We start from the raw sequence: 23696 nt of genomic DNA, 5'->3' as shown, positions 1-23696 counted from the left end.
TGGTGCCCGCCTCGATGTGAGCGCACGCTTACATCGAGGCGGGCGTGGGCCGACCGCGGCCCGCCTTCATCGGCGCGATCGTGCCGTCCGGCACCGCGCCCGGCGTGCACGACCGCCGCCCCGCCGCCTCCGGCGGTTCGCGCTTGCCAGCCCCATTTCCGCTCCGTAAACTCGCGCCAGATTCCAGACCGGCGCACCGTCCGCAGCCGGCGTTCGACAGGAGCCCTTTTCCCCATGTCCGATTCCTACTTCCCGCGCTGGCGGGTGCAGCCGACCGGCGCCGCCGCGCGCGTGGTCGGCCCCGACGAGCGCCTGCCGTGGCCGCAGATGGTCGCGATGGGCGTGCAGCACGTCGTCGCGATGTTCGGCTCGACCGTGCTCGCGCCGCTGCTGATGGGCTTCGATCCGAACCTGTGCATCTTCATGTCGGGCATCGGCACGCTGCTGTTCTTCGTGCTGGTCGGCGGCCGCGTGCCGAGCTACCTCGGCTCGAGCTTCGCGTTCATCGGCCTCGTGATCGCGGTCACGGGCTACGGCGGCAGCGGGCCGAACCCGAACATCCCCGTCGCGCTCGGCGGGATCATCGCGTGCGGTGTGGTGTACGTCGCGCTCGGCGCGCTCGTGCAGGCAATCGGCACGCGCTGGATCGAGACGCTGATGCCGCCCGTCGTCACCGGCGCGGTGGTCGCGGTGATCGGGCTGAACCTGGCGCCGATCGCGGTCAAGGGCGTGTCGGCGTCGACCTTCGATTCGGTGATGGCGCTCGTCACGGTGCTGTGCGTCGGCGGCGTCGCGGTGTTCGCGCGCGGGATGATGCAGCGCCTGCTGATCCTCGTCGGGCTGGTGATCGCCTACGTGATCTATGCGATCGCCACCAACGGGCTGGGCCTCGGCAAGCCGGTCGATTTCTCGATCGTCGCGCATGCCGCATGGTTCGGGGTGCCGAGCTTCCGGGCGCCGGTGTTCGATCCGCACGCGATGCTGATGCTCGCGCCGATCGCGGTGATCCTGGTCGCGGAGAACCTCGGCCACATCAAGGCGGTGAGCGCGATGACGGGCACCAACCTCGACCGCTACGTCGGTCGCGCGTTCATCGGCGACGGGCTGGCGACGATCGTGTCGGGCAGCGTCGGCGGCACGGGCGTGACGACCTACGCGGAGAACATCGGCGTGATGGCCGTCACGCGGATCTATTCGACGCTCGTGTTCGCGGTCGCCGCGCTGATCGCGATCGGGCTGGGCTTCTCGCCGAAGTTCGGCGCGGTGATCCAGACGATTCCGGGCCCGGTGCTCGGCGGCGTGTCGATCGTCGTGTTCGGGCTGATCGCGGTGACGGGCGCCCGGATCTGGGTCGTCAACAAGGTCGACTTCTCGGACAACCGCAACCTGATCGTCGCGGCCGTCACGCTGGTGCTCGGCGCCGGCGACTTCTCGCTGAAGGTCGGCGGCTTCGGGCTCGGCGGGATCGGCACCGCGACGTTCGGCGCGATCATCCTGTACGCGATCCTGCGCAAGGAAAAGGAACCGGGGCCGGTGGTGTGAGCCGCGGCGGGATTGGGGCCGCGGGCGCCGGCGTGCCGCGCGTCACGGGTTCGGCTGCACCGAGAACGTGAGCGGCCATGCGAAGGTCCCGTCCTTCGCCTTCGGCGCGAACACGAACCGGTAGGTCAGCGCGAACGTCGTGTTCAGCGCCGTATAGGGCACGGATATCGTTCCGCCCGTGCCCGGGAGCACGACCTTGCCGCCGAAGCCGCTGATCTCGATCGAACTGAACTGCGACTGACTGGCGGCCGCGACCTGCACGCGTACCGTGTACCCGGCGCGGTCGTTGGTCTGGACCGCGAGCGTCGTCCCGGACGGGTTGCTGGTGTTCGGCACGGCGACGTAGCCGATGCTGGTGTCCTTGTTCGCGATCACGAGCTTCGCCGGATTGGTCGCGTTGAGCCGCGCATACGCCTGGACCGTCGCGCCGACCTGCACCGACCGGCTGGCCTGCTTCGCGTCGCTATGGCCGGGCACGGCGCCGAGTAGCGCGATCGATAGCGCGGCCATTGCCGCAACCCGCGCGCGTGTGCGACCGCCGGCCCGCTGAGGCGCGAGAGGCCGCGTGCAGGTCCATGCGCGTCGGGCGCACTGCGATGCGGCGGCGCCCGCTGTCTCGGTTCGATTCATGTCTGCCCCCGTTGTCCGAGTCCGTGATGGCGATCGATGACGGCATGCGCAACGCATGCGCCGCCAGCACGCCTAGTAAGTGAACAGGATCGTGATGTTGTGGTCCGCATAACTGCCCGGCACGACGTTCTGGCCGCCGCGGATCAGCCCGTACACGGTAGCGTTGAAGGCGCCGGCGCCCGTGATCTTGCCCCACGAAATCGCCGACGTGCCGCTCGTGCCGTCGCCCCAGATCGACGTGTGCGCGCTGTCTAGATACAGGTTGTAGCCGAGCGTCTGCGTGGCGCCGGTCCGCGTCATCAGGCGGTTCGCGAAGGTACCGCCGCCCGCGCTCGCGGTGATCGTCGGCGTCGCGTTGCCGCTGCCGGTGCAGTTGACGGAGATCGTGACGGCGGAAGTGGCGGCGTTGATCGTGTCGTACGTGCCGAATGCCATCGACGACGGCGCATTCATCGTGCAGGTCGTCGCCGCGCGCGCGGGCAATGCGAGCAGCACGACGGCACCGGCCGCGAGCGCCGCGGCCGCCGCGTGAGAGCGTGCGAGCCGGACCAGCCGCCCGGCATGCTTGCGATGTCTCATGGTGTGACTCCCTTGCAAAGATGGGTGCCCAGGTCCGGCAGCGGGTCGTCGCCGGCGGGAAAGCGCACGGTCACGTCGCACTGCCGGTCGCGCCACGCCGCATGCAGGTGGTTCTGCTCCGACAGTCCGGTCACGTAGACGACGCCGTCGCGGCCGACGGGAAATGCGTCCTTCTGCCCGTCGATCGTGACGGTCGCGCCGGCGGGCAGGTGCGTGCCGTTCTCGAGATCGAGCGTCAGCACCGCGCCGCGCGAGCGCGTGATCGGGAACACCAGCGCCATGCCGCTGCGGAAGTAGGGCACCGCGTCGAGCTTCAGCGTGCCGATCGTCGCGTCGAACGGCAGGTCGGCCTGCTCGATCGAGATCGGGTTGCTTTCATACGCGCGCAGCCGCGGCAGCAGCGCGACGCCGCCCGCGTCGGTGCGCGCGACGAGCTGGTTGTCCGCGAGGATGCCGACGTTGGCGAAACCCGGCACCTTGACCAGCGCGAAGCTGTCCGTGATCTGCCGCGACAGGCGCGCGGTGCCGTCGACGAACGCGATGCCGCCCGCCGCGTTGGCGCGCACGCCGGCGCGGCCGCGATACGAAGCGGCCTCGACGCTGTAGGTGCCGGTGCGTGTCTGCAGCGTCGCGCTGGCATCCTGCGTGTCGTTGCCGGCCTGCAGCGAATAGCCGAATCCTTCGCCGACCGGCAGGCTGCGCTGCAGTTGCGCGAGCATTTCGGTACCGCTTTGCTGGCGTGTCAGCGTGACGGATGCGCTCGTCCGGTTGTCGACCGGGATCGTCCATGCGACGCCGACGATCGTCGCGCCCGAGCCGCTCAGCGGCTTGCTGACGCTGATGTTGGCGAAGCCGAAGCGCCCCAGCTGCGCGCTGTAGCTGAGCGACAGCAACTGGGTCTTGTAGCCGTCGCGATTGTCGAGGAATACGTGCGCGAGCCCGAGCGAGCCGAAGCGGCCCATCCCGACGCCGACGTTGACGCTCGTGAGCAGCTTGGGCGCGAGCGTGCCCGGCTCGAGCCCGATCTGCGCGAAATGCGGGCTCGCCCATTGCGCGTGTGCGCCGATTTCGACGAGGCCGGCCTGGCTCTCGGCGCCGATCGTCGCCAGCGCACCCGGGCCGCCGGCGCTGCGGCTCGCCGCCGCGGACGCGTTGACGACGCCGAGCGGCCCGGCCAGCACCACGCCGCCGACGCCGAGGTTCTGCCGCGACCCTTCGGCTTCCGCGTGGATCTCGCCGGTGAACCGGTCGGTGAGGCCGATCCGGTGCGTCGCACTGGCGAACCAGCGCCCGTAGTCGTTGCTCGCCAGGCCGAAATCGCGCCGCTCCTTGCCGATCTCGTACGAGTAATCCTGCATGCCCTGCTTGAGCAGGTTCGCGCTCGCATAGAACGACTGGGTGATCACCTGCTCGCGGCCCATGACGTCGCGCACGACGACCCGCACGTCGCCCTGGCCGGTCACCACCGGCACGTTGTTGATCGCGAACGGACCGGGCGCGACCTCGCGCGTCGACGTCAGCGCGTTGTTGACGTAGACGTCGACCGTCGAAGGCAGCACGGCCTGGCCGCTCACGCCCTGCAGCGGAATCGTGACGAGTCCGGGCTGCGTCGCGAAGTTGGTCGCGTACTGGATGCCGCCGAAGCGGATCGCGCGGCCCCACGTGCCGGGACGGCTGATCGCGTCGCCGATGCGCAGGCTGGCGAGGTGGCCGGGACGATCGGTCGTCCACGTGGTTTCGAGGCGCGTCAGGCGCCGGGCCGGGCCCGATTCGTCCGCGAGGAACGTGCCGACGCCGACGCCGAATCGGTTGAAGAATCCGAGCTCGAACAGCCCAGCGCCGTGCGTCTGCCCGGCGGCCTGCTCGGCGAGCAGATCGTAGTTGAAGAAGCCGCCGATGCCCGGCTCGACCGCGGGCGCGCGGTGCCGGTCGGCCTCGTCGAAGGTCGCGCCGACGAACGCCTGCGCGGGGACGTTGATCGCCATCGTCAGGCTCTGCTCGTCGACGGAATACGTGAGCCCCGCGATCGCCTTCAGCGGATAGAACGGCGCGTCGCTGCCGGCCAGCGGCGCGACGTCCGGCTGCCTGAGTCGCCAGCGCTTCAGGTCGTCGGCCGACACGTAGAACTCGCCGTCGGCCGCCTTGATCAGCAACGCGGTTTCGTCGAGCCCCTGGCGGTTGATGTCGACCTGATACAGCAGCTCGGCCGGGCCGCCCGCCATGCCATGCGACGCTTGCGCGGCCGGTGCCGCGACAAGTCGCTCTTCCGCGAGGGTGGTCTGCGCGCTCATGAGAATCGCGATCAGCAGCGCCGCGTCAACGCGCGTTCGGCGCGACCGTCGAATCGATATCGCCCGCATCGGAGTAGCCGACCAGGTGCATTCCGGAAGCCGCGGCCGGCGCCGCTCCGGCGCCGGGCTTGAACATCAGTTCGCGGGACTGGCCCGGCAACACGTACGCGAATTCCGCATGCGTGGCGACGGGGCGATCGCTGCCCGGCGCGAGCAGCGCAAGGTTCGCCACCTGCGCATGCGCGGTGCCGTCGTTCGTCACGCGCAGCGCGAGCAGCCCGGTGTTCCCGGCTCGCGGCGCCGCGCTCCAGCGCAGCCGCGGGGCGGTGTCGGCGGCCGGCTTGACGAAGATCGGCAGGCTCATTTCCAGCGCGATCTGCACGCCGGCGAAGCCCGGCTTCGGCGCGGGCGGAATCTCCTGCAGATAGAGCCGGTAGCTGGTTTCCCGATCCCCGCCCGGCGCGTGCCGCAGGCCGATGCGCACGACCTGCGAACCGCCGGGCGCGATCGTGAAAATGGGCGGCGCGGCGATCAGGTCGCCGGTTGACGCATAGACGTCGTCGCCCGCGTTCTGCGACCACGCCGCCGTGCGCAGCTGCACGACGACGGGCTGGTCGGGCGACTCGTTCTTCACCGTGAGCGCGACGCTGCGTTGCGCGGCGGAGAGTTCGACGCGAACGGGAGACACGGTGAAGTCGGTGGCCTGGCTGTCGGCGCATGCGGCGGCGAGCGTCACGGCCGCGATCCAGGTCGCAAGTTTGCACACGTTCGGTTTCATCACGGATCCACCTCCAGGAGATTCCCTTCGACGCGCTTGGCGTGTCCCGCTCGGGAGGGGCGCGCGCATCCGCGATGCGGCGCACCCTCCGCGCGGCGCTAGAACGTGACGGTGACCGTCACCGTATCGGCGTAGCTGCCGGGCACCGCGTTGGGCTGGTCGGGCACCTTGCCGTAGACGGTCTTGGTGATCGCCTGGGCCATCGCCATGCCCTGGCCGGTGCCGTTGACGGTGTCGGTCGGCGGCGTGTTGCCCCACACGACCGTGCGGCCCGAATCCTGGTACAGCGAGTAGTTGAGCTGATTCGAGCCGCTCGTCATGATGCGGTTGCTCACCGTGGCGCCGGACGTCATGCCCGCATTCAGGCCGATGTTGAAGTTCGTGCCGTTCGTGCAGCGGACCGTGATCGCCGATTGCGCGGATTGATCGCCGGTGCCGGGCGTGTAGGCGGGGAAGGTCAACGCGCCGGCCGAGTCGATCAGGCAGGTTGCGTTGACGGTGGCGGACACGCCGAACGTCGTACTGGCTTGTCCGGCCGAGACCGCGACGGCCACGCAAGCGAGCGATGCGGCAAGTGCCGCCTTGGTCAGTAAGGAATGCTTCATGATGTATTTCTCCCTTGAGAGCTGAAAAGTGCGGCCGGTGCGACGAGCGGGTCGTTCGGGACGGAATCTCGATCGTCCGGATGCGCGATAGGTCTTCTCGGTGCGTCGGAATCGGATCGCTGGCTGGGCGGGCACCTCCTTAGTGTCGTGATGCGGAGTCGGAGCGGCGCGGCGCCCGGGCACGCTGCGGTGCTGCGGCATACGACGTCAGTCGCGGCTGTCACCGCCCGCATGCGCGTCGGCATGCGAGCGAGCACGGGCCGACATGCCCGCGCGAAAGGCACGACTCGTCGTGGCGCGCATGCGCCCGGCAGTGGGTTCCCGGGGTTCGCCTATTGGATCGAGGCGCGGTGACGTCGGTTGACGGTGTGGGCCGTGTTCGCGCACCGGACGGGGGCGGCGCGAAGTCGCGCCACGCGCATCGGCGGATGCGTGACAGGAGCAGTAATGAACGACAGTAGCCGTGTGACGGCCGATATCAGTTTGGACATGATTTCCCCGACCCGCTTGATGATTGTTTGTCGCCTGCGTTGGGCCGTTCGCCCGTGCAGTGTCGTTGTGTGCACGGCTGCATCAGCAAGCAGCGGGCCAGCACGCGGACTTCCGCGCAAACAGGGGCTCGGCGGACGCGGCGTGCCGCCGGGGCGACGTGGCGGATGCGTAAGTGTTTCAGCCGTGAAACGCGAGGCGGCAAGCCGGTCGGATGCACGCCAGAACCGGCGTGCGGTGGCTGGAATGACGGGGTAAACGCTGGGGCCGCGCGACGGCGATTCCGCAGGGGAATCGTGCGCGTTGCATGCGGATCGGTTTCATTCGTGCAACGCGCGCGCAAACGCAGCGCGGCGCATCGTGGCCGTTACAGGCGGGTGCCAGGTGCGCGACGCGTCATGCGTTCACATTCGACTGCGCCGCGAGCCACGCGCAGAACTGCGCGACGAGCGGATCCTCTGCCGCCGCGCCCGGCGCGATCCACCAGTAGCTGCGCGTCGCGATGCGCGGCCCGGGCAGCGGCATCACGAGGCGGCCGCTCGCGAGTTCGTCGTCGATCAGCGGGAGCGGGCCGAGCGCGACGCCCAGCCCGTCGACGGCCGCTTGCAGCGCCAGGTAGAAGTGGTCGAACGACTGCCGCTTGCGCCCCTTCATCGTCACGCCGGCCGCCGCGAACCAGTCGCGCCAGCCTTCCGGCCGCGTATCCGAATGCAGCAGCACATGCCGCGCGAGATCGTCCGCGCTGGCAATCGGCGCGCGCTCGAGCAGCGCGGGGCTGCAGACCGGAATCACGCTTTCGTCGAGAAAGTGGCCGCTCGTGTAGCCCGGCCAGTGGCCGGGGCCGCGACGGATCGCGACGTCGAAACCGTCGAGCGTGTCGAGCGGCGCATTCGACGTGGACAGCTTCAGCTCGACGTTCGGCATGCCGCGCTGGAACCGCGACAGGCGCGGCAACAGCCATTTCATCGCGAAGGTCGGCAGCGCATTGATGCGCAGCACGCGCGCGGCTCCGGTGTTGCGCAGCTGCTCGGTGGCGAGCGCGATGCTGTCGAACGCGGCACGCACGGTATCCAGATAGCGGCGGCCTTCGTCGGTGAGCTTCACGCGCTTGCCGTAGCGATGGAACACCGGCTTGCCGAGCCACGCCTCGAACCCGGCGATCTGCCGGCTGATGGCACCATGAGTCACATGCAGCTCGTCGCCGGCGGCGCTGAAGCTTTCGTGTCGTGCCGCTGCTTCAAAGGCCCGAAGCGCGGAAAAGGGCGGGAGGTCTCGTGCCATGCTTGTGATTCTAGATCACAAGAGCGTGCCAATAAAATCGTTTTGCCGTGATGCGCAACGGCGGTAACCTCGGGGGCATCGTTTGATGAGGACCCCCATGCAATCCGTTTCTCCGCCGCCCGCCGCGGCCGCGCGCCGGATCGGCCTCGCCGAGTTGTTCACCGGTTTTCTGTCGCTCGGCCTGATGTCGTTCGGCGGCGCGCTGCCGTTCGCGCGGCGCACGATCGTCGACGAGCGCAAATGGCTCACCGCCGACGAATTCACCGATCTGCTCGGGCTGTGCCAGTTCCTGCCGGGCGGCAACGTGATCAACCTGTCGGTCGCCGTCGGCATGCGCTTTCGCGGCGTCGCGGGCGCGTTCGCCGGCATTCTCGGGCTGATCGCGGGCCCGACGCTCGTGGTCGTCGCGCTCGGCGTGCTGTACGCGAAGACACAGGGCGACCCGCGCGTGCAGCACCTGTTCGGCGGGCTCGCCGCCGCGGCCGCGGGCCTGCTGGTCGCAATGGCCGTGAAGGTCGTGAAACCGCTGCGGCACGCGCCGCGCGCCGCGGCCGGCATCGCGGTGCTCGCGTTTGCTGCGATCGCTGTGCTGCGCATCCCGCTCCTGACGGCAATGCTGGTGCTGACGCCGGTGAGCATCTGGCTCGCGTCGCGGCGTCGCGATACGCCGGCATCGCAGCGCGCGGCCGCGCGCGACGGAGGCCGGCCATGAACGACACGCTGATCGCGATCGCGACGATCTTCAGCCAGCTTTCGCTGCTCGCGTTCGGCGGCGGCAACACGATCCTGCCGGAGATGCAGCGGCAGGTCGTCGACGTGCATCACTGGATGAGCGCGCACGAGTTCACCGCGCTGTTCGCGCTCGCGCAGGCCGCGCCGGGGCCGAACATGATGATCGTGTCGCTGGTCGGCTGGCACGTGGCCGGCTGGGCCGGGCTGCTGGTCGCGTCGATCGCGAAGTTCGGGCCGTCGTCGCTCGTCACGGTGCTGGCGCTGCACGCGTGGGAGCGCTTTCGCGACCGGCCGTGGCGGCGCTACGTGCAGCAGGGGCTGATGCCCGTCACGGCCGGGCTCGTCGCGGCCAGCGCGCTGCTGATCTCCGAAGCGTCGAACCGCACCGCGATCCAGTGGGGCATCTCCGCCGCATGTGCGGTGCTCGCGTGGCGCACGCGCATCCATCCGCTTTGGTTGCTCGCGGCCGGCGCGCTGATCGGCCTCACGGGCATCGGCCAGTAAGCGGCGGCCGTTCCGTGCCGGCTTCCGTCGGGCGATAGCAAACGCCAGGCAGACGCCGGCCGGTCTCCGTTCACGAGATCGGGCCGGGCCGGGCCGCCGCCCGCGCGCGCAGTCGCCGTGTGCCCGCTCGCTGCGCATCCACCGCCGATGCGTCGGGCTGCATCGACTGCATTCCCGGCCGATCCTTACAGCATCGGCCGTCGTTCCCCCATCACCGCGCCACGCTTCGGCCGCGCGAGACGCAAGCCCGGCGCGGGAAACGTTGTTCCAGGACGACAATCGCGGCGTTGCCGCGCATTTCATTTTCTTTCAGGGCGCGCACTGGTCTTATGATTCAGCCCACATCGCGCGCGCCATGAACGTGCGCGATCGCCACCCGGCTGCGCACGCGGCCGGCCATGAATGGAGACACCTACAAAAAGGAAAGCTCATGAAGCAGACCACCCGACTCGCAGCCATCGCAGGGGGCGCGGTGCTGGCCTTCGCCAGCCAGTACGCAGCAGCACAAAGCTCGGTCACGCTCTGGGGCGTCGCCGACGCCAGCATCCGGTATTTGACCAACGCAAACGCCAAGAACGACGGCCTGCTGTCGATGACCAACGGCGCGATCACCAACAGCCGCTTCGGCATCTACGGCACGGAGGATCTCGGCGGCGGCCTGAAGGCCCTGTTCAACCTCGAAAGCGGCGTGAACCTGCAGAACGGCGCATTCGCCGACAGCGGCCGCCTGTTCAACCGCGCAGCGTACGTCGGCCTGCAGAGCCCGTACGGTACGGTGACCCTCGGCCGCCAGAAGACGCCGCTGTTCGACCTGCTGGCTGACACCTACGATCCGCTTACCGTCGGCAACTACCTCGAAAACGCGTGGCTGCCGGTCGCGCTCGGTGGCGGCCTGTATGCGGACAACCAGATCAAGTACACGGGCAAGTTCGCGGGCCTGACCGCCAAGGCGATGTACTCGACGGGCACGAACTACGAGTCGACCGGCGCGGGCGGCTTCTCGGGCCAGATTCCGGGCTCGCTCGGCAAGGGCAATGCATGGGGCGTGTCGCTGTCGTACGTGGCGGGCCCGCTCAGCATCGCGGCCGGCGCGCAGCAGAACAGCGACAACTCCGCACGCAAGCAGACGATCTACCACGCGAACGTCGTGTACGCGTTCAGCAAGGCGAAGGTCTATGCGGGCTACCTGCGCTCGAAGGACGACACCGGTTTCGTCGACAGCCTGCTCGCGCAGCAGTCGATTCCGGTCGCGAAGGGCACGGGCCGGATCGACGACGGTCCGTTCGCGGGCGTGAGCTGGCAGGTCAGCACGCCGCTGACGCTGACGGGCGCGTTCTACTACGACCACATGCGCAACGCGATGACCACGAACGGCACGCTCGCGAGCGGCAACCGCTACGCGATCGTCGGCATCGCCGAATACGCGCTCAGCAAGCGCACCGAAGTCTACGGCACCGTCGACTTCAACAAGACGAACGGCGCGGCGAACGTCGAGCTGCCGGGTCGCAGCAACCAGACCGGCATCGCGATCGGCCTGCGCAATATCTTCTGACGAAAAATCGGCATGCGTGCGCCGGGCCAGGCCTGGCGCGCATCGAAGAGGCTCCTGCGGGAGCCTCTTTTTTTTTGTGCGCGCGGCATGGGCGCGCTGCTGCTTCGTACAAGTCCCGCCATGTGCCGATCACGGCAAGCGAAGCGAAGCACACCACCCGGTATTCGAATCGCGGCAGGTCACGCATCGGACGAATCGTCGTCTCGTGGATCTGCTCGCAGCGTGCCCCGCATTGCGCGCTGACCGGCGTCCAATACGGTGACCGCGTGTGGCCTTCTCCTTCCGGCCTTTCGTCTCGAACGCGCCACGGTTTCCAGCGATGAACCAAGAATTAGGAAATTTCCTATGGCCTAGGACGATCCCGATTGAGAGACTGTGCCTTCCTTTCGATGAAAGGTAAATGAAGGATTCGCGTGGAGCGCGAGGCCTCGTTCTTCAACAGGGCGCCGGGTTTTTCTAGTGACCTATACATGTCGTCTGAATCATTGAGGTAAACACATGAGCATGAAAAAGACTTTCATTTCCGCGGTGCTGGCAGCGGGAGGCATCATCGCAATGGCTCCGGCAGCGCACGCGTCCGACGGCACGATCACGTTCAACGGCAGCGTCATCGCGTCAACCTGCAAGCCCGACGGCGGCGCTGGCGATGTGACGGTTACGCTGCCGCCGGTGTCTACCACGGCGTTGAAGGAAGTCGGCCAGACCGCTGGTCGTACGCCGTTCAGCCTGATGCTGACGGGCTGCGCGACCACCGAGGGCAACCCGACCAAGGTCAGCGTGGCATTCGAATCGGGCGCCAGCGTCAACCAGTCGACGGGTCGCCTGACGCTCGACGCGGGTACGGCCGAAGCACCGAGTGCCAAGAACGTCGAAATCAGCGTGCTGAACGCCCAGCAGCAGGCGGTGAACGTCGGTGGCGCGGGTGACCAGGGTGCGCTGTCCGCCGACATCGGCGCGGACGGCAAGGCCAAGATGGACTACTTCGCGGAATACGTCGCGACTGGCGTCGCGGAAGCCGGTGCGGCCAACACGCGCGTTCAATACTCGCTGAGCTATCAGTAAGTAACGGTGGGGTCGCTCCGTCGGGAGTCGACCCCTCGACACGCTTTCATTGGGGAGTCGATGCGTATCCCGGATAAATACGCAAAAATAAGGATTGCATACTAAAGGTGTCGTGCATGAAGAAGATGAGAATACTGATCGGCGTCGCGGTAATGGCCTCGGCACTTTTCTCGACCCTGGCGTCCGCTGGCGTGGTGATTTCCGGCACGCGCGTCGTCTTTCCTTCGACCGAGCGCGAAGTCACGGTCAAGCTGACGAACGAAGGCAAGGCGCCAGCGCTTGTTCAGGCATGGCTCGACACTGGCGACGCCAATGAGTCGCCGGACAAGATCGACGTGCCCTTCATGGTGACGCCGAGCATGTTCCGGCTGGAGCCGGGCCGCGGCCAGACACTTCGCATCATCCAGTCGGAAGCGACGTTGCCGGCCGACAAGGAATCGCTGTTCTGGCTCAATGTACTGGAGATTCCGCCGAAAGCCTCGAACGGTGATGACCGCAACAAGATTCAGATCGCGTTCCGGTCGAGAATCAAGCTGATGTATCGGCCGGCCGATCTGCCGGGTTCGGCCCGCGCAGCGTCGACACAATTGAAGTGGACGCTCGTGCGCGACGGCAACGCGGCTTACCGGCTGGAGGCGGCAAATCCGACTCCCTATGTCGTGAACGTCGGGTATGCGACGTTGAAATCGGCCGGGAAGGAGTACGACGCACATATGGGTTACGCGCTGCCGGGCGGCACGTTGTCGTTGCCGGTCGACGGTCTCGATTCGGCGCCAGCCGCGGACGCCAGCGTCAAATTCGGCAGCATCGACGATTGGGGCGCCACGCAGGCACACGAACAGCCGGTTGCGTTGAAGCCGTAAATCAGTTCAAGCCCGTCGCTTGCCGATAGAGCCGCATCGCGGCGCCCCGCCGGAATCTTGATCGGTTCGGCACTCGTGATCTGAATCGCAACGCCGATTCGACTCCGAAAGCGTCGCAGTCATCTCCCCGTCAACTCCATTCGAGACACCGGATACGCCGGGCGGCTGTGCCGTCCGGATGGGCCGCGCTCGCTTACCTTCCTGCCATACCGTGAACTCGACAAGACCTGCCCGTATCGCTTGCGAACCGCCCCGGCCGCAACTCAAGTTGCTGTCGGTGCTCGTGCCGTCCACTTTGGCCGCGTATTCCGGAATCGGCAATGCTGCGGAGCCTGCTCCGTTGCAGGTGGCGCAGACCGAGTTTGCGCAGGTGGAGTTCGACGGCGGCTTTCTGCCTGAAGGGAGCGGTCGGGGCATCGATCTTTCTCGATTCGAGCGCGGCAACATCGTGTCCGTCGGCACCTACCGTGTCGATCTCTACGTCGGCCAGAACTGGATCGGCCGTTACGACGTGCCGTTCAAGGCGGCTGACGGTACACCGGATGCGCAGCCGTGCTTCGACACGCAACTGCTGAACCGTATCGGCATCGATTTCGAGAAGCTGTCGCCGGAGGTGACCGCGCAACTGGCGGACGAAGGCACCTGTCTGCGTATCGGCCAGATCGTGCACGACGCCAGCGTCGATTTCAACTTTGCCGACCTGCGTTTGACGCTGTCGATTCCGCAGGCTTCGCTCGCACGCCAGGCGCGCGGTGCAGTGAGTCCGGATCAGTGGAATTCCGGCGTGCCGGTGGCCAGCCTTGGCTACAACGCCAACATCTACACGTCGAAGAGCAGCGGCAGTGCATCGCAGACGGACGGGTACCTCGGGCTGAGCGCGGGCGTAAACGTCGGCAACTGGTACTTCAGGCACGAAGGGGCGTACAACTGGGCGCAGCGCGGCGAAAACCGCTATCAGAACATCGCGACGTACGTGCAGCGGGATCTGCCGTCGCTGTCGTCCCAACTGCGCATCGGCGAAAGCTATACGTCCGGCGAATTGTTCGATTCGACCGCGTTCCGGGGCGTGCAGGTGTCCTCCGACGACCGGATGCTGCCGGACTCGTTGCGCGGCTATGCGCCGGTCATTCGCGGCGTCGCGAACAGCAATGCGAAGGTGACGATCCAACAGAACGGCGTCCAGATCTACGAGACGATCGTTGCGCCCGGCGCATTCGAAATCAATGACCTGTATCCGACCGGCTACGGGGGCGACCTCAACGTGTCCGTCACTGAGGCGGATGGTTCGGCGCACAGTTTCTCCGTGCCGTACGCGGCCGTTCCGCTGTCGTTGCGACCGGGCCGCAACCGCTACAACTTCGTGGCCGGCGCTGTGCGGAATCAGCAGGTCGACGGCAATGCGCCGTTCGCCCAGGCGACCTGGCAGCGGGGCCTGAACAATCTGGTCACCGGGTACGCCGGGGTCACGGTCGCGCAAGGTTACGCGGCCGGCATGGTCGGCGCCGCGTTCAACACGAGGCTCGGTGCATTCGGCGCGGACGTCACGCATGCGTCCACGTCGGTGTCGGGCGTCAAGCGCTTCAACGGGTCGAGTATCCGCGTCAGCTACTCGAAAACGATTCCGACGACGAATACGGACATCGCGCTGGCCGCGTATCGCTACTCGACGAACGGATACTTCGGCCTCAACGACGCGCTGGTTGCGCGCAATGCCGTCAAGTCCGGCAAGTCGGTGGAATCCGTCTGGCGCCAGCGCAATCGCGCTTCGCTCACGCTCAGCCAGCGTCTCGGCGATCGAGGTGGCCGGCTCAGCGTGACGGCGTCGGCGGCGAATTACTGGAATCGCCCGGGTTCGGACACGAACTATTCGGCCGGCTACAGCAATACCTTCCGGAACCTGTCGTATTCGATCTCCGCGACGCGGCAGCGCACCTCGAGCGGCGAAATGAACACGATGCTCTATGCGAGCGTGTCGATTCCGTTCGGCAAGACGCGTCCGGTCACGGTATCGACCAACGTCAGTCACGACACGTCGGGCCAGACGCAGGTGCAGTCGACGCTGTCGGGCCTGGCGGGCGCCGATCGCAACCTCTCGTACAGCATGAGCGCGAACCATGCATCGGGCAATGGCGCATCGTCGACGAACGGCAGCGGCAACGTGACGTACCGCGGCTCGCTCGCGGAGCTCAACGCAAGCGCCGGCGCCAGCTCGACCTACCAGCAGGCTTCGGTGGGCGTACGGGGCGCGGTAGTCGCACACGGCGGCGGCCTCACCTTGTCGCAGCCGCTGTCCGAGACGTTCGCGATCGTCGCGGCGCCGGGCGCCAGTGGCGCGCGCATCACGAATTCGACCGGCGCTCGCGTCGACGGCCGCGGCTACGCGATCGTGCCGTACCTGACGCCGTATAGCCTGAACACCGTCGAGCTCGACCCGAAGGGGCTGTCCACGGATGTCGAACTGAAGGAAACGAGCCAGCAGGTCGTGCCGCGTGCGGGCGCGGTGCCGTTGCTGCGTTTCGCGACCGTCTCGGGCCGCACCGCGCTCGTCAGTGCGCGCCAGCCGAATGGCACCGCGCTGCCGTTCGGCGCGGCGGTGCGCGACGCGAACGGCAAGGATGTCGGCGTGGTCGGGCAGGCCAGCAAGATTTTCGCGCGCGGGCTCGAGGAAAAGGGCCGACTCGATGTCACGTGGGGCGATGGCAACAAGCACGCGTGCTCGATCGACTATGCGTTGCCGCCGCGCGGCAAGGCTGCGGGTTACCAGCAATTCAGCGGAACGTGCCGGACCGCGGTGTCCAGCTCCGCGGGGTTGTGATGGGGGGCGTGCAATCGCCGGTGACGCCCGATGCTGCGCGGCCAATGGAAGTGTTCGTCAATTACGCATTTACTCAGCGCATAACATGAGCAAAAAACTTACCTTCTTAAAGATGTTTGCGGTTGCGTCCGTGCTGTCGGTCAAGTGCGGGATGGCGGCGGCACTTTGTACAACGAGGATCAGTGTTCCTGGTGCTATTGATATGGCGCCATTGAACATTTCCGGCCCATCCAGCAAATTCAAGCCGGGCACGGTGCTTGGAGCGGCATCAAAGAGTCTTGTGCAATTCTTTTACGACGGACAAAAAGAAAATTGCCGCGTAGGAGACAAGTTCCGCATGAGGCTAAGTCCCGCGCTGGCAGTGGTGCCCGGTATACAGTACGTGGATGGCGGAAAAACTTATCCGATTTATGAAACGACTATTCCTGGCGTCGGCCTCGCTATTGCGGTCAAACCCGTACGCGCCTGGGACAACTTTGATTGGGTGCCGCTTGAGGAGTCGCACACGGACCTCGACATGACTTACTCGTTTGTCGACAGCATGGTTGAATACTATGTCCAGGCGACTCCTGTTGTGAGTGGACCGATCAAATCCGGAACCTATTCGTTTTCAGCCGAATCGGTCAAATATGCCATGGTCGCCGAGACGACTGGACAGCTGGTCAGCCAGTGGCGGTTGACAAGCAAGGTATCCCTTTCCGCTACCGTCGCGGCGCGCGTGTGCAACGTGACGAGCGGCCTGGATGCCGTCGTCGACCTGCCGGCCGTTACGGCGTCGAGTTTCGGTGGCGTCGGTTCCGTCTCGCCTCAGGCTGCGCAGTCATTTTCCGTCAAGCTCAATTGCGAGGAGAACGTCAGAGTCCATGCGACGATGACCGATGCCAACAATCCGTCGAATGTGAGCGATGTTCTTAGCTTGTCGCCGGACTCGACCGCATCCGGCGTCGGCATCCGGATTCTGCGCAATAACGGCGCCGTGCCGGTTCGTTTCGGACCGGATTCGAGTAACCCCGGCACTACGAACCAGTGGTACATCACGACCACGCCGTCGACGGGCGGAAGCGTGACGGTTCCGTTTGTCGCGAAGTACGTCAAGTCGGGCCAACAGGTTTCGACCGGGAGCGTGAAGGCGCGCAGCACCATCACATTTTCGTATCAGTGAGACGAGGGGAGCGGGGCGCGCGTTCGTGCTGGTCGCGCACGGAGCTGTCCCGCACACGCTCGACTGCCGCACATAACCATCGTCGAGATGCCCGCGCCGCGCGCGCAATGCGATACGAGTGCTTGTCCCGCGCGAACGATGGACAAGCCCGGCGCCGGTGCGTGTCAGCGCAGCGCTGCCAATCGCTCTCAAACGCTCCACGGTTTCCTGTGACGAATCCGTTTTTTTCGTCACGCGACCTTCATCCGCGCGGGCGACCATTCAGCGACCGCTCCATCAGGAATGGCCGGCCCGTAAGGATTCCGTCGGGATTCCAGAACATACTTTGACAGTGCGCGCGAAGCGATTCCGCTACGCTGCGTGCAGGGTCCGCCGTGTACCGCAACGCACGCGCGGGCGTCGTTCCGGCGCGCGCGTCCCGCGCGCGGCCGGCCTGGTGCGTAACTTGTGTATCCGGTGATGACAAACACGGTCCGCCGGTTTTTTTCGTGGGACGATGCGCTCACGATTTTCTTGAAAGGGGATGACGATGGGTATCCTGAACACCGTGGGTGAAATCGCTGGCGCAGTGGCAGCCGTCGAGGCGGCGGAGAAGGTCGATCCGGATGCGGGCCTGCTGACCAAGGCAGCGGCGGCCGTTGCCGGCTTCAAGGGCGCCGAGGCGATCGAAGGCATGCTCGAGAAGAAGGAAGAGCAGCCCCAGCAGGCAGACGATACGCAGGCGACGGACGGCGGCGACACGTCGCAGGCCTGAGCATGGCGGCCGGTCCCGCCGCGGGTGCGCCCTTCGCGCGCCCGGGCGAACCGGTGCCGCGCGGCCGGCAGGTCGGGCATGTGGTCGATCGGTGACGCATGGCACACCCGGCAGCTGGTTTGACCGGCGAGAGGCGACGTCTCTCGCCGTTTTTTTATGGCGCACGCGTGCTGCGGCGCCATGTTCCGCACGAATTCCCGAATCTTGCTATCGTGCCGTCATCCGAACTGCGATGAGGGCTTGCGATGGAATTCGACTACGACCTGTTCGTCATCGGGGCCGGCTCCGGCGGCGTGAGGCTCGCCCGGATGTCGGCGTCATACGGCGCGCGCGTCGGCATAGCGGAACAAGAACAGATCGGCGGCACCTGCGTGCTGCGCGGCTGCATTCCGAAGAAGCTGCTCGTCTACGCATCGCACTATCCGCACGAACTCGAGGACGCAAAGGGCTTCGGCTGGACCTTCGGCGCCGGCACGCTCGACTGGCCCGCGCTGATCGCCGCGAAGGATCGCGAGATCAACCGGCTCAGCGACATCTACATCGACTTGCTGCGGCAATCCGGCGTCGAGATGCACGCAGGGCGCGCGACCCTCGTCGACGCGCATACGGTCGCGATCGGCGAGCGCACGATCCGCGCGCGCCATATTGCGATCGCGACCGGCTCGCGCCCGTCGATGCCGCCGCGGCCCGGCATCGAGCATGCGATCACGTCGCGCGAGGCGCTGTCGCTCGACAAGCTGCCCGCCCGCATCGCGGTGGTCGGCGGCGGCTATATCGCGGTCGAATTCGCGGGCATCTTCAACGGCTTCGGCAGCCATGTCGATCTCTTCTATCGCGGCGAGAAGATCCTGCGCGGCTTCGACGACGACGTGCGCCAGTTCCTCACCGACGAAATGACGAAACAGGGTGTCGCGATTCATGCGCGCGCGGTGATCGAGTCGATCGAGCGTGAGGAGGACGGCACGCTGTTCGTGCGCATCGGCGACGCGCGGCACGGGCCGTACGACCAGGTGCTCTATGCGACCGGCCGCGTGCCGAACGTCGACGGGCTCGGGCTGGAGCAGGCGGGCGTCCTGCTCGACGCGCGCGGCGCGATCGCCGTCGATGCGTATTCGGCGACGTCGGTGCCTTCGATCCATGCGATCGGCGACGTGACGTCACGGCCGCAGCTCACGCCGGTGGCGACACGCGACGGCGCGCTGCTCGCGCGGACGCTGTTCGGCGGCGCGCGCGTCGCGGTCGATCACGATTACGTGCCGTCGGCCGTGTTCAGCCAGCCGGAGGTCGCGACGGTCGGCTTCACCGAGGCCGATGCGCGGCGCCTGCGCGGCGACGTCGACATCTATCGCACGTCGTTCAAGGCGCTGCGCCACACGCTGTCGGGCCGTGACGAACGCACGCTGATGAAGCTCGTGGTCGCGCGCGACAGCCAGCGCGTGATCGGCGCGCATATGGTCGGCCGCGACGCGGGCGAGATCATCCAGGGCATCGCGATCGCGATCCGCGCGGGCGCGACGAAGGCGCAGTTCGACGACACGATCGGCATTCATCCGACCGCAGCCGAGGAATTCGTGACGATGCGGCAGAAGGTGGCCGAGTGATGGAAACCGGGGCGCCGGCTCGCTATGTGCCGCACGCACCGATGCGCCCCGTTCAATGCACACCGAACGCGTCGAGCAGCCGATACCAGCTCATCGCGAGCACCAGCGCCGGCGTGCGCAGCGTCGCGCCGCCGGGAAAGTCGCGATGCCTGATCTTGCCGAACAGGTCGAAGCGGCTCGCCTGGCCGTCGATCGCCTCGGCGATCAGCTTGCCCGCCAGCGCGGTCGTGTTCACGCCGTGCCCCGAGAAACCCTGCGCGAAATACATCGTCGGCGCGACGCGCCCGAAGTGCGGCGCGCGGTTCATCGTGATGTCGACGAAGCCGCCCCATGCGTAGTCGACCTTGACGTCCGCGAGCTGCGGGAACGTCTTGAGCATGTCCGCGCGCATCGCCGCCGCGAGATCGCGCGGTTCGCGCGTCGAATAGCTGACCTTGCCGCCCCACACGAGCCGCGTATCGGGCGCCGGCCGGAAATAGTCGAGCACGAAGCGGCTGTCGCAGATCGCCGCGCGCGCGGGCATCAGCGCGGCGGCGCGTGCTTCGCCGAGCGGCTCGGTGGCGATCACGTAAGTGCCGACCGGCATGATCTTCTTCGCCAGCGCGGGCGCGAGCGTGCCGACGTACGTATTGCATGCGAGCACGACGAAGCGCGCGCGCACGTGCCCGTCAGCGGTCTCGACGACATGGCCGCCCGACACGTCGCGCACGCGCGTCACGCAACTGTCTTCGTGGATTCGCACACCCGCGTCGGTCGCCGCTCGCGCGAGCCCGAGCGTGTAGTTCAGCGGATGCAGGTGGCCGCTGTCGGGGTCGTACAGGCCGCCGCGATAACGCGCGGACTGCACGTAGTCGCCGAGCTCGTCCGCTTCGACGAAATGAAAGCGGTCGTAGCCGAAGCGCTTCGCGGCCTCGTCGCGCCAGCGCTTGAGCCCATCGGCGTCGCGCTCGGTATTCGCGGCGGTCAGGTAGCCGGGTACCAGCGCGCAGTCGATGTCGTGCCGCGCGATGCGCGACTTCACGAGCGACAGCGTTTCGAGGCCCATGTCCCAGATCCGCTTCACGTCGCTTTCCGGCATGAAGTTGCCGAACGTGTCGATGTCGCATGCAAAGCCGCCGATCAGCTGGCCCCCGTTGCGACCGCTCGCCGCCCATCCGACCCGCGAGGCCTCGAGCACGGTCACCGAATGGCCGCGCTCGGCGAGGTTCAACGCGGCGGACAAGCCGGTGAGGCCGGCGCCGATCACGCACACGTCGGCGTCGGTCGCGCCGGCGAGCGGCGCATGGCGGGTCGTATCGTTGGCGGTCGCCGCGTAGTACGACGCGACGTGCGGCTGGTTGGCGAATGTCTGCATGATCAGGAAAACGAATGAAAGAGGTTCAGAACAGCTCGCGCACGCGGTGATACAGCATCCCGAGTTCGAGCGCGGGCTGCCGCCACGCGTCGCCGCCCGGAAAGCGCCGGTGGCGCAGTTGCGCGAACAGGTCGAACGCGCGCGTGTCGCCCGCGATCGCGCCGGCGATCGCGCGCCCGGCGATGCCGGTCAGCGCGACGCCGTGCCCGCTGAAGCCCTGGACGTAGAAGAAGTTCGGATCGAGCGCGCCGAAGTCCGGCGCACGATTGCGCGTGACGTCGACGAAGCCGCCCCACGCGTGGTCGACGCGCACGTCGGCGAGCTGCGGGAACACGCCGACCATGCGCCGACGAATCGTTTCCGCCAGCGTGTCGGGCGACGCGCCCGCCGAGTTCGCCCGGCCGCCGAACAGCATTCGATGGTCGGCCGACAGCCGGAAATAGTCGAGGAAGAAGTTGTTGTCGCATACGGCTTCGCGCTGCGCGATCAGCGCGTCGGCGCGTGCACGGCCGAGCGGTTCGGTCGCGATGATGTACGACGCGATCGGTGCGATGCGCGCGGCGGTGGCGGCGGGCAGGATGCCGCCGGGGCCCGCGTTGCAGCACGACACGACGAAGCGGCAGCGCACTTCGCCCGACGGCGTACGCACGACGGGCCGCGCGCCGCGCACGACCTCGAGCGCGGGCGTATGCGCATGGAGCGCGACGCCCTCGCGGCGCGCGGCATCCGCGAGGCCGAGGCAATACTTGAGCGGATGCAGGTGGCCCGACAGCGGATCGTAGACACCGGCCAGATAGCGGGACGACGCGATGCGCGCGCGAATCGCGCCGGTGTCGAGCCACGACAGCGACGGATGGCCCCAGCGCGACGTCGCGGCATCCATCCACGCGCGCAGGTCGCCGATGCGGCGCGGCTTCGTCGCGACCGTCAGGTAGCCGCGCGTGAAATCGCAATCGATGCCGTGGCGCGCGATCCGCTCGGCGATCAGCGCGACGCCGTCGAGCGACAGCGACCACGCGGCACGCGCGCCGGCGGCGCCGAGCTGCCGCTCGATCACCTCGTCTTTCGCGAAACCCGTGATTGCCTGGCCGCCGTTGCGGCCAGATGCGCCCCAGCCGGGCCGGTGCGCATCGATCACGGCGACCGACAGCCCGCGCGCACGGCAATCGAGCGCCGTCGACAGCCCCGCGAAACCCGCGCCGATCACGCACACGTCGACGTCGATCGCGTCGTCCAGCACGGGGTCGTCGACCACGGGGCGCGCGGCGCTCGCTTCGTAATACGAATCGCGCGCGAGCGCGTCGGCGCGGCGGGTGAAAGACTGCGTCATCGAACCGGCTCCCTCGAAGACGGCCGCAGGCGGTGCGCGACGCACCGCGATCCGGCCGGTTGAAACGATGCGGGACGCCGTGCGCGCGGCACGGCGTCCCGCGTGGCCCGCATCAGAACGAATAGATGAACTGCGTCGCGAGCAGGTCGTTGGACTTGCCGTACGAGCCGTCGTTGCGCAGGAACACCTTGTTGTTCGCCCAGTCGTGCCGGTATTCGACCTTCACGGTGATCTGCTGGGTCGGATAGAACAGCAGGTCGAGCGCGACGTCCTGGCGCACCGCGCCCTTGCACTCGAAGCCCAGGCCGCCGCCGGCCTTCGACATCGCGAGGCAGTCCGCATCGACGCCGAAGCCGTTGTTCGGATCCATCCCGTTGCCGTTCAGCGCGATGCCGCCGCCGCCGCCGCCGTTCTTCGTGTTGGCGAGCAGGTCGTAGCGCAGCGTCACGCCCATGCGGCCGACCACCGGCGCGTTGAACTTGCGATGCGCGAGCAGCGACAGGCCGTACCACTGCGCGAGCCCGCCGTTGAACGCCGCATGCTGCTGCCGGCCGTAGTCGACTTCGGCGTTGTACTGAACGTCGGCGAGCGTGTAAGTCGCGTCGAGTTCGCCGAAGAAGAACGAACCATACGCGCTCGGTGCCGCACCGCCCGGGCCATAGTGGACGTTGCCCTGATCGTCGATCGCGCTCGCCAGCGTCTGCCGCCCGATGTTGAACGACCCGCCGATATCGAGCGCGCTCGACCACGTGTAATCCGCGCGTGCCGTGAAGGTCGGCACCTTGTTGCTGGTACTGATCGGATCGCCGAGCGCATTGGTGCCCGTCTGCGTGACCGAACCGTACGTGCGGTACTGCTCGTTGCCGAGGAAGAACTTCCACGCCCAGTTGCCCTTCGTGTAGTTCGCGCCGACGCCGACGTAGCTGCCCGGATCCGAGAAATCGTACAGCAGGTTGTGCGTGAGCGTGAGCATCTGGTTCGACTGCTGCACCTCGTAGCCGCCGAAGCTCGGGATCAAGCCGGCGACGAGCGTCGTCGACGCGGTGATCGGCACGTTGACGACGGCCGTGTTCAACAGGTTGTCGGTGATCGAGCCGCGCGAGTTCTGCAGCAGCGTGATGCCGTTGCCGCGGTTCGGCATCAGCGTGATTTCTGCCGACGGCGCCATCGGGCCGACGCCGAAGGTCTTCTTGATGTCGAGGTACAGATCGCCGAACGTGCTGTTGAAGTAGTTGTACGCGTTCTCGTGGTTCGCGAACAGGAACGACGACGTGCCGGCCGCGCGATTGTAGATGTAGGTCGGATCGATGTAGCCGGTGACCGACAGGCCCGCGAGCGGCCCGGTGTTGGCCGCGTCCGTCAGCGAGTCGACCTTCAGCTGCTGGTTCGCGATCTGCTGCTTCATTTCGCTGACCTCGTCGTTGGTCAGCGTGGCCTGGGCGCGGCCATAGTCCGGCGACGACGGATCGGCCGCCACGATCGCCGGTTTTGCGGAAGCCGTCGCGCCGGCCTGCGCGAGCGGCGCGCCGCCCGGCTTCGCGGCGAGCTGCGCCTGCATGGCCTTCATCTGTTTCTGCAGCGCGGCGACCTGCGCCTGCAGCGCCTTGATTTCGGCGGAAGTCGAGTCGGCCAGCGCGATGCCCGGCAACGCGCCGGCCACCAGCAGGCAGATCAGTTTCTTCTTCATTGCGGATTCTCCTTGTCGTGCGCCTGTCAATGTGTGATCGGTTCGCGCGCCGCAACACGCGGCGCGCGGGTCTTGTTATCGAGAG

19 protein-coding genes and 1 pseudogene are annotated in these 23696 nt (G+C 67.2%); 10 read left to right on the top strand and 10 right to left on the bottom strand.

Annotation, left to right across the window (positions count from 1 at the left end):
- Nucleotides 1-234 precede the first annotated feature (234 nt).
- Entirely contained in the window at nt 235-1542 is a 1308-nt protein-coding gene (locus tag WS51_RS25415; RefSeq protein ID WP_060176270.1) for a solute carrier family 23 protein, read from the top strand.
- 42 nt (nt 1543-1584) lie between these two features.
- Here WS51_RS25415 and WS51_RS25410 read toward each other — a convergent pair whose 3' ends face one another.
- From WS51_RS25410 to WS51_RS25385, 6 genes are all read right to left on the bottom strand, one after another.
- Complete coding sequence (locus WS51_RS25410) at nt 1585-2052, bottom strand: hypothetical protein (RefSeq protein WP_230958512.1); 468 nt, start codon at nt 2050-2052, stop codon at nt 1585-1587.
- 192 nt (nt 2053-2244) lie between these two features.
- Nucleotides 2245-2751, bottom strand: a complete 507-nt coding sequence (locus WS51_RS25405; RefSeq protein ID WP_063550618.1) for a Csu type fimbrial protein — start codon at nt 2749-2751, stop codon at nt 2245-2247.
- Nucleotides 2748-5042, bottom strand: a complete 2295-nt coding sequence (locus WS51_RS25400; RefSeq protein ID WP_230944340.1) for a fimbria/pilus outer membrane usher protein — start codon at nt 5040-5042, stop codon at nt 2748-2750. The genes WS51_RS25405 and WS51_RS25400 overlap by 4 nt, the downstream gene beginning before the upstream one ends.
- A 25-nt stretch (nt 5043-5067) precedes the next feature.
- A complete protein-coding gene (locus tag WS51_RS25395) occupies nt 5068-5820 on the bottom strand; it encodes a fimbrial biogenesis chaperone (protein WP_069229916.1) in 753 nt (250 codons plus the stop codon).
- Nucleotides 5821-5918: 98 nt separating this feature from the next.
- On the bottom strand, nt 5919-6425 hold the full coding sequence (locus tag WS51_RS25390) for a Csu type fimbrial protein (RefSeq protein WP_059504563.1): 507 nt from the start codon (nt 6423-6425) through the stop codon (nt 5919-5921).
- Between the two features lie 885 nt (nt 6426-7310).
- Complete coding sequence (locus tag WS51_RS25385) at nt 7311-8195, bottom strand: transcriptional regulator GcvA (RefSeq protein ID WP_059542523.1); 885 nt, start codon at nt 8193-8195, stop codon at nt 7311-7313.
- Between the two features lie 97 nt (nt 8196-8292).
- On the opposite strand from WS51_RS25385, the gene WS51_RS25380 reads away from it, so the two are divergent.
- From WS51_RS25380 to WS51_RS25370, 3 genes are all read left to right on the top strand, one after another.
- The gene (locus WS51_RS25380) at nt 8293-8907 is read left to right on the top strand and encodes a chromate transporter (protein WP_069229915.1); all 615 of its coding nucleotides are present in this window, start codon (nt 8293-8295) and stop codon (nt 8905-8907) included.
- Complete coding sequence (locus WS51_RS25375) at nt 8904-9431, top strand: chromate transporter (protein ID WP_059942332.1); 528 nt, start codon at nt 8904-8906, stop codon at nt 9429-9431. Before WS51_RS25380 ends, WS51_RS25375 begins: the two co-directional genes overlap by 4 nt.
- Nucleotides 9432-9861: 430 nt before the next feature.
- Entirely contained in the window at nt 9862-10983 is a 1122-nt protein-coding gene (locus WS51_RS25370) for a porin (RefSeq protein ID WP_059448511.1), read from the top strand.
- A 151-nt stretch (nt 10984-11134) separates the two neighbouring features.
- On the opposite strand, the pseudogene WS51_RS32935 reads toward WS51_RS25370, so the two are convergent.
- A pseudogene (locus tag WS51_RS32935) lies at nt 11135-11311 on the bottom strand (ISL3 family transposase); the annotation flags it as partial.
- A gap of 176 nt (nt 11312-11487) precedes the next feature.
- Here WS51_RS32935 and WS51_RS25365 point away from each other — a divergent pair.
- The 6 genes from WS51_RS25365 to gor all read left to right on the top strand — a co-directional run bounded on the left by WS51_RS25365 (nt 11488) and on the right by gor (nt 19240).
- Nucleotides 11488-12045, top strand: coding sequence for a fimbrial protein (locus WS51_RS25365; RefSeq protein ID WP_155627617.1), 558 nt, complete (start codon nt 11488-11490; stop codon nt 12043-12045).
- A 116-nt stretch (nt 12046-12161) separates the two neighbouring features.
- The gene (locus tag WS51_RS25360) at nt 12162-12908 is read left to right on the top strand and encodes a fimbrial biogenesis chaperone (RefSeq protein ID WP_069229914.1); all 747 of its coding nucleotides are present in this window, start codon (nt 12162-12164) and stop codon (nt 12906-12908) included.
- Between the two features lie 178 nt (nt 12909-13086).
- Complete coding sequence (locus WS51_RS25355) at nt 13087-15723, top strand: fimbria/pilus outer membrane usher protein (RefSeq protein WP_081333602.1); 2637 nt, start codon at nt 13087-13089, stop codon at nt 15721-15723.
- An 85-nt stretch (nt 15724-15808) separates the two neighbouring features.
- The gene (locus WS51_RS31510; protein ID WP_167358004.1) at nt 15809-16885 is read left to right on the top strand and encodes a fimbrial protein; all 1077 of its coding nucleotides are present in this window, start codon (nt 15809-15811) and stop codon (nt 16883-16885) included.
- A 529-nt stretch (nt 16886-17414) separates the two neighbouring features.
- Nucleotides 17415-17639 (top strand): hypothetical protein, encoded by a 225-nt coding sequence (locus WS51_RS25345; RefSeq protein ID WP_059448526.1) that lies wholly within the window; start codon nt 17415-17417, stop codon nt 17637-17639.
- A gap of 245 nt (nt 17640-17884) precedes the next feature.
- The gene (gene gor / locus WS51_RS25340) at nt 17885-19240 is read left to right on the top strand and encodes a glutathione-disulfide reductase (protein ID WP_069229911.1); all 1356 of its coding nucleotides are present in this window, start codon (nt 17885-17887) and stop codon (nt 19238-19240) included.
- Nucleotides 19241-19292: 52 nt separating this feature from the next.
- Here the strand turns inward: gor and WS51_RS25335 are convergent, their stop codons facing one another.
- The 3 genes from WS51_RS25335 to WS51_RS25325 all read right to left on the bottom strand — a co-directional run bounded on the left by WS51_RS25335 (nt 19293) and on the right by WS51_RS25325 (nt 23611).
- On the bottom strand, nt 19293-20594 hold the full coding sequence (locus WS51_RS25335) for an NAD(P)/FAD-dependent oxidoreductase (RefSeq protein ID WP_059504573.1): 1302 nt from the start codon (nt 20592-20594) through the stop codon (nt 19293-19295).
- Nucleotides 20595-20619: 25 nt separating this feature from the next.
- A complete protein-coding gene (locus tag WS51_RS25330; protein ID WP_059794558.1) occupies nt 20620-21924 on the bottom strand; it encodes an NAD(P)/FAD-dependent oxidoreductase in 1305 nt (434 codons plus the stop codon).
- Between the two features lie 112 nt (nt 21925-22036).
- Nucleotides 22037-23611: a DUF3138 family protein gene (locus WS51_RS25325; protein ID WP_059542519.1), complete on the bottom strand. Its 1575-nt coding sequence runs from the start codon at nt 23609-23611 to the stop codon at nt 22037-22039.
- Between the last annotated feature and the right edge of the window lie 85 nt (nt 23612-23696).

The organism is Burkholderia territorii (genome assembly GCF_001718335.1).
In the GTDB taxonomy this organism is placed as follows: Bacteria; Pseudomonadota; Gammaproteobacteria; order Burkholderiales; family Burkholderiaceae; genus Burkholderia; species Burkholderia territorii.
This window is presented reverse-complemented; position numbering and strand designations above follow the sequence as displayed.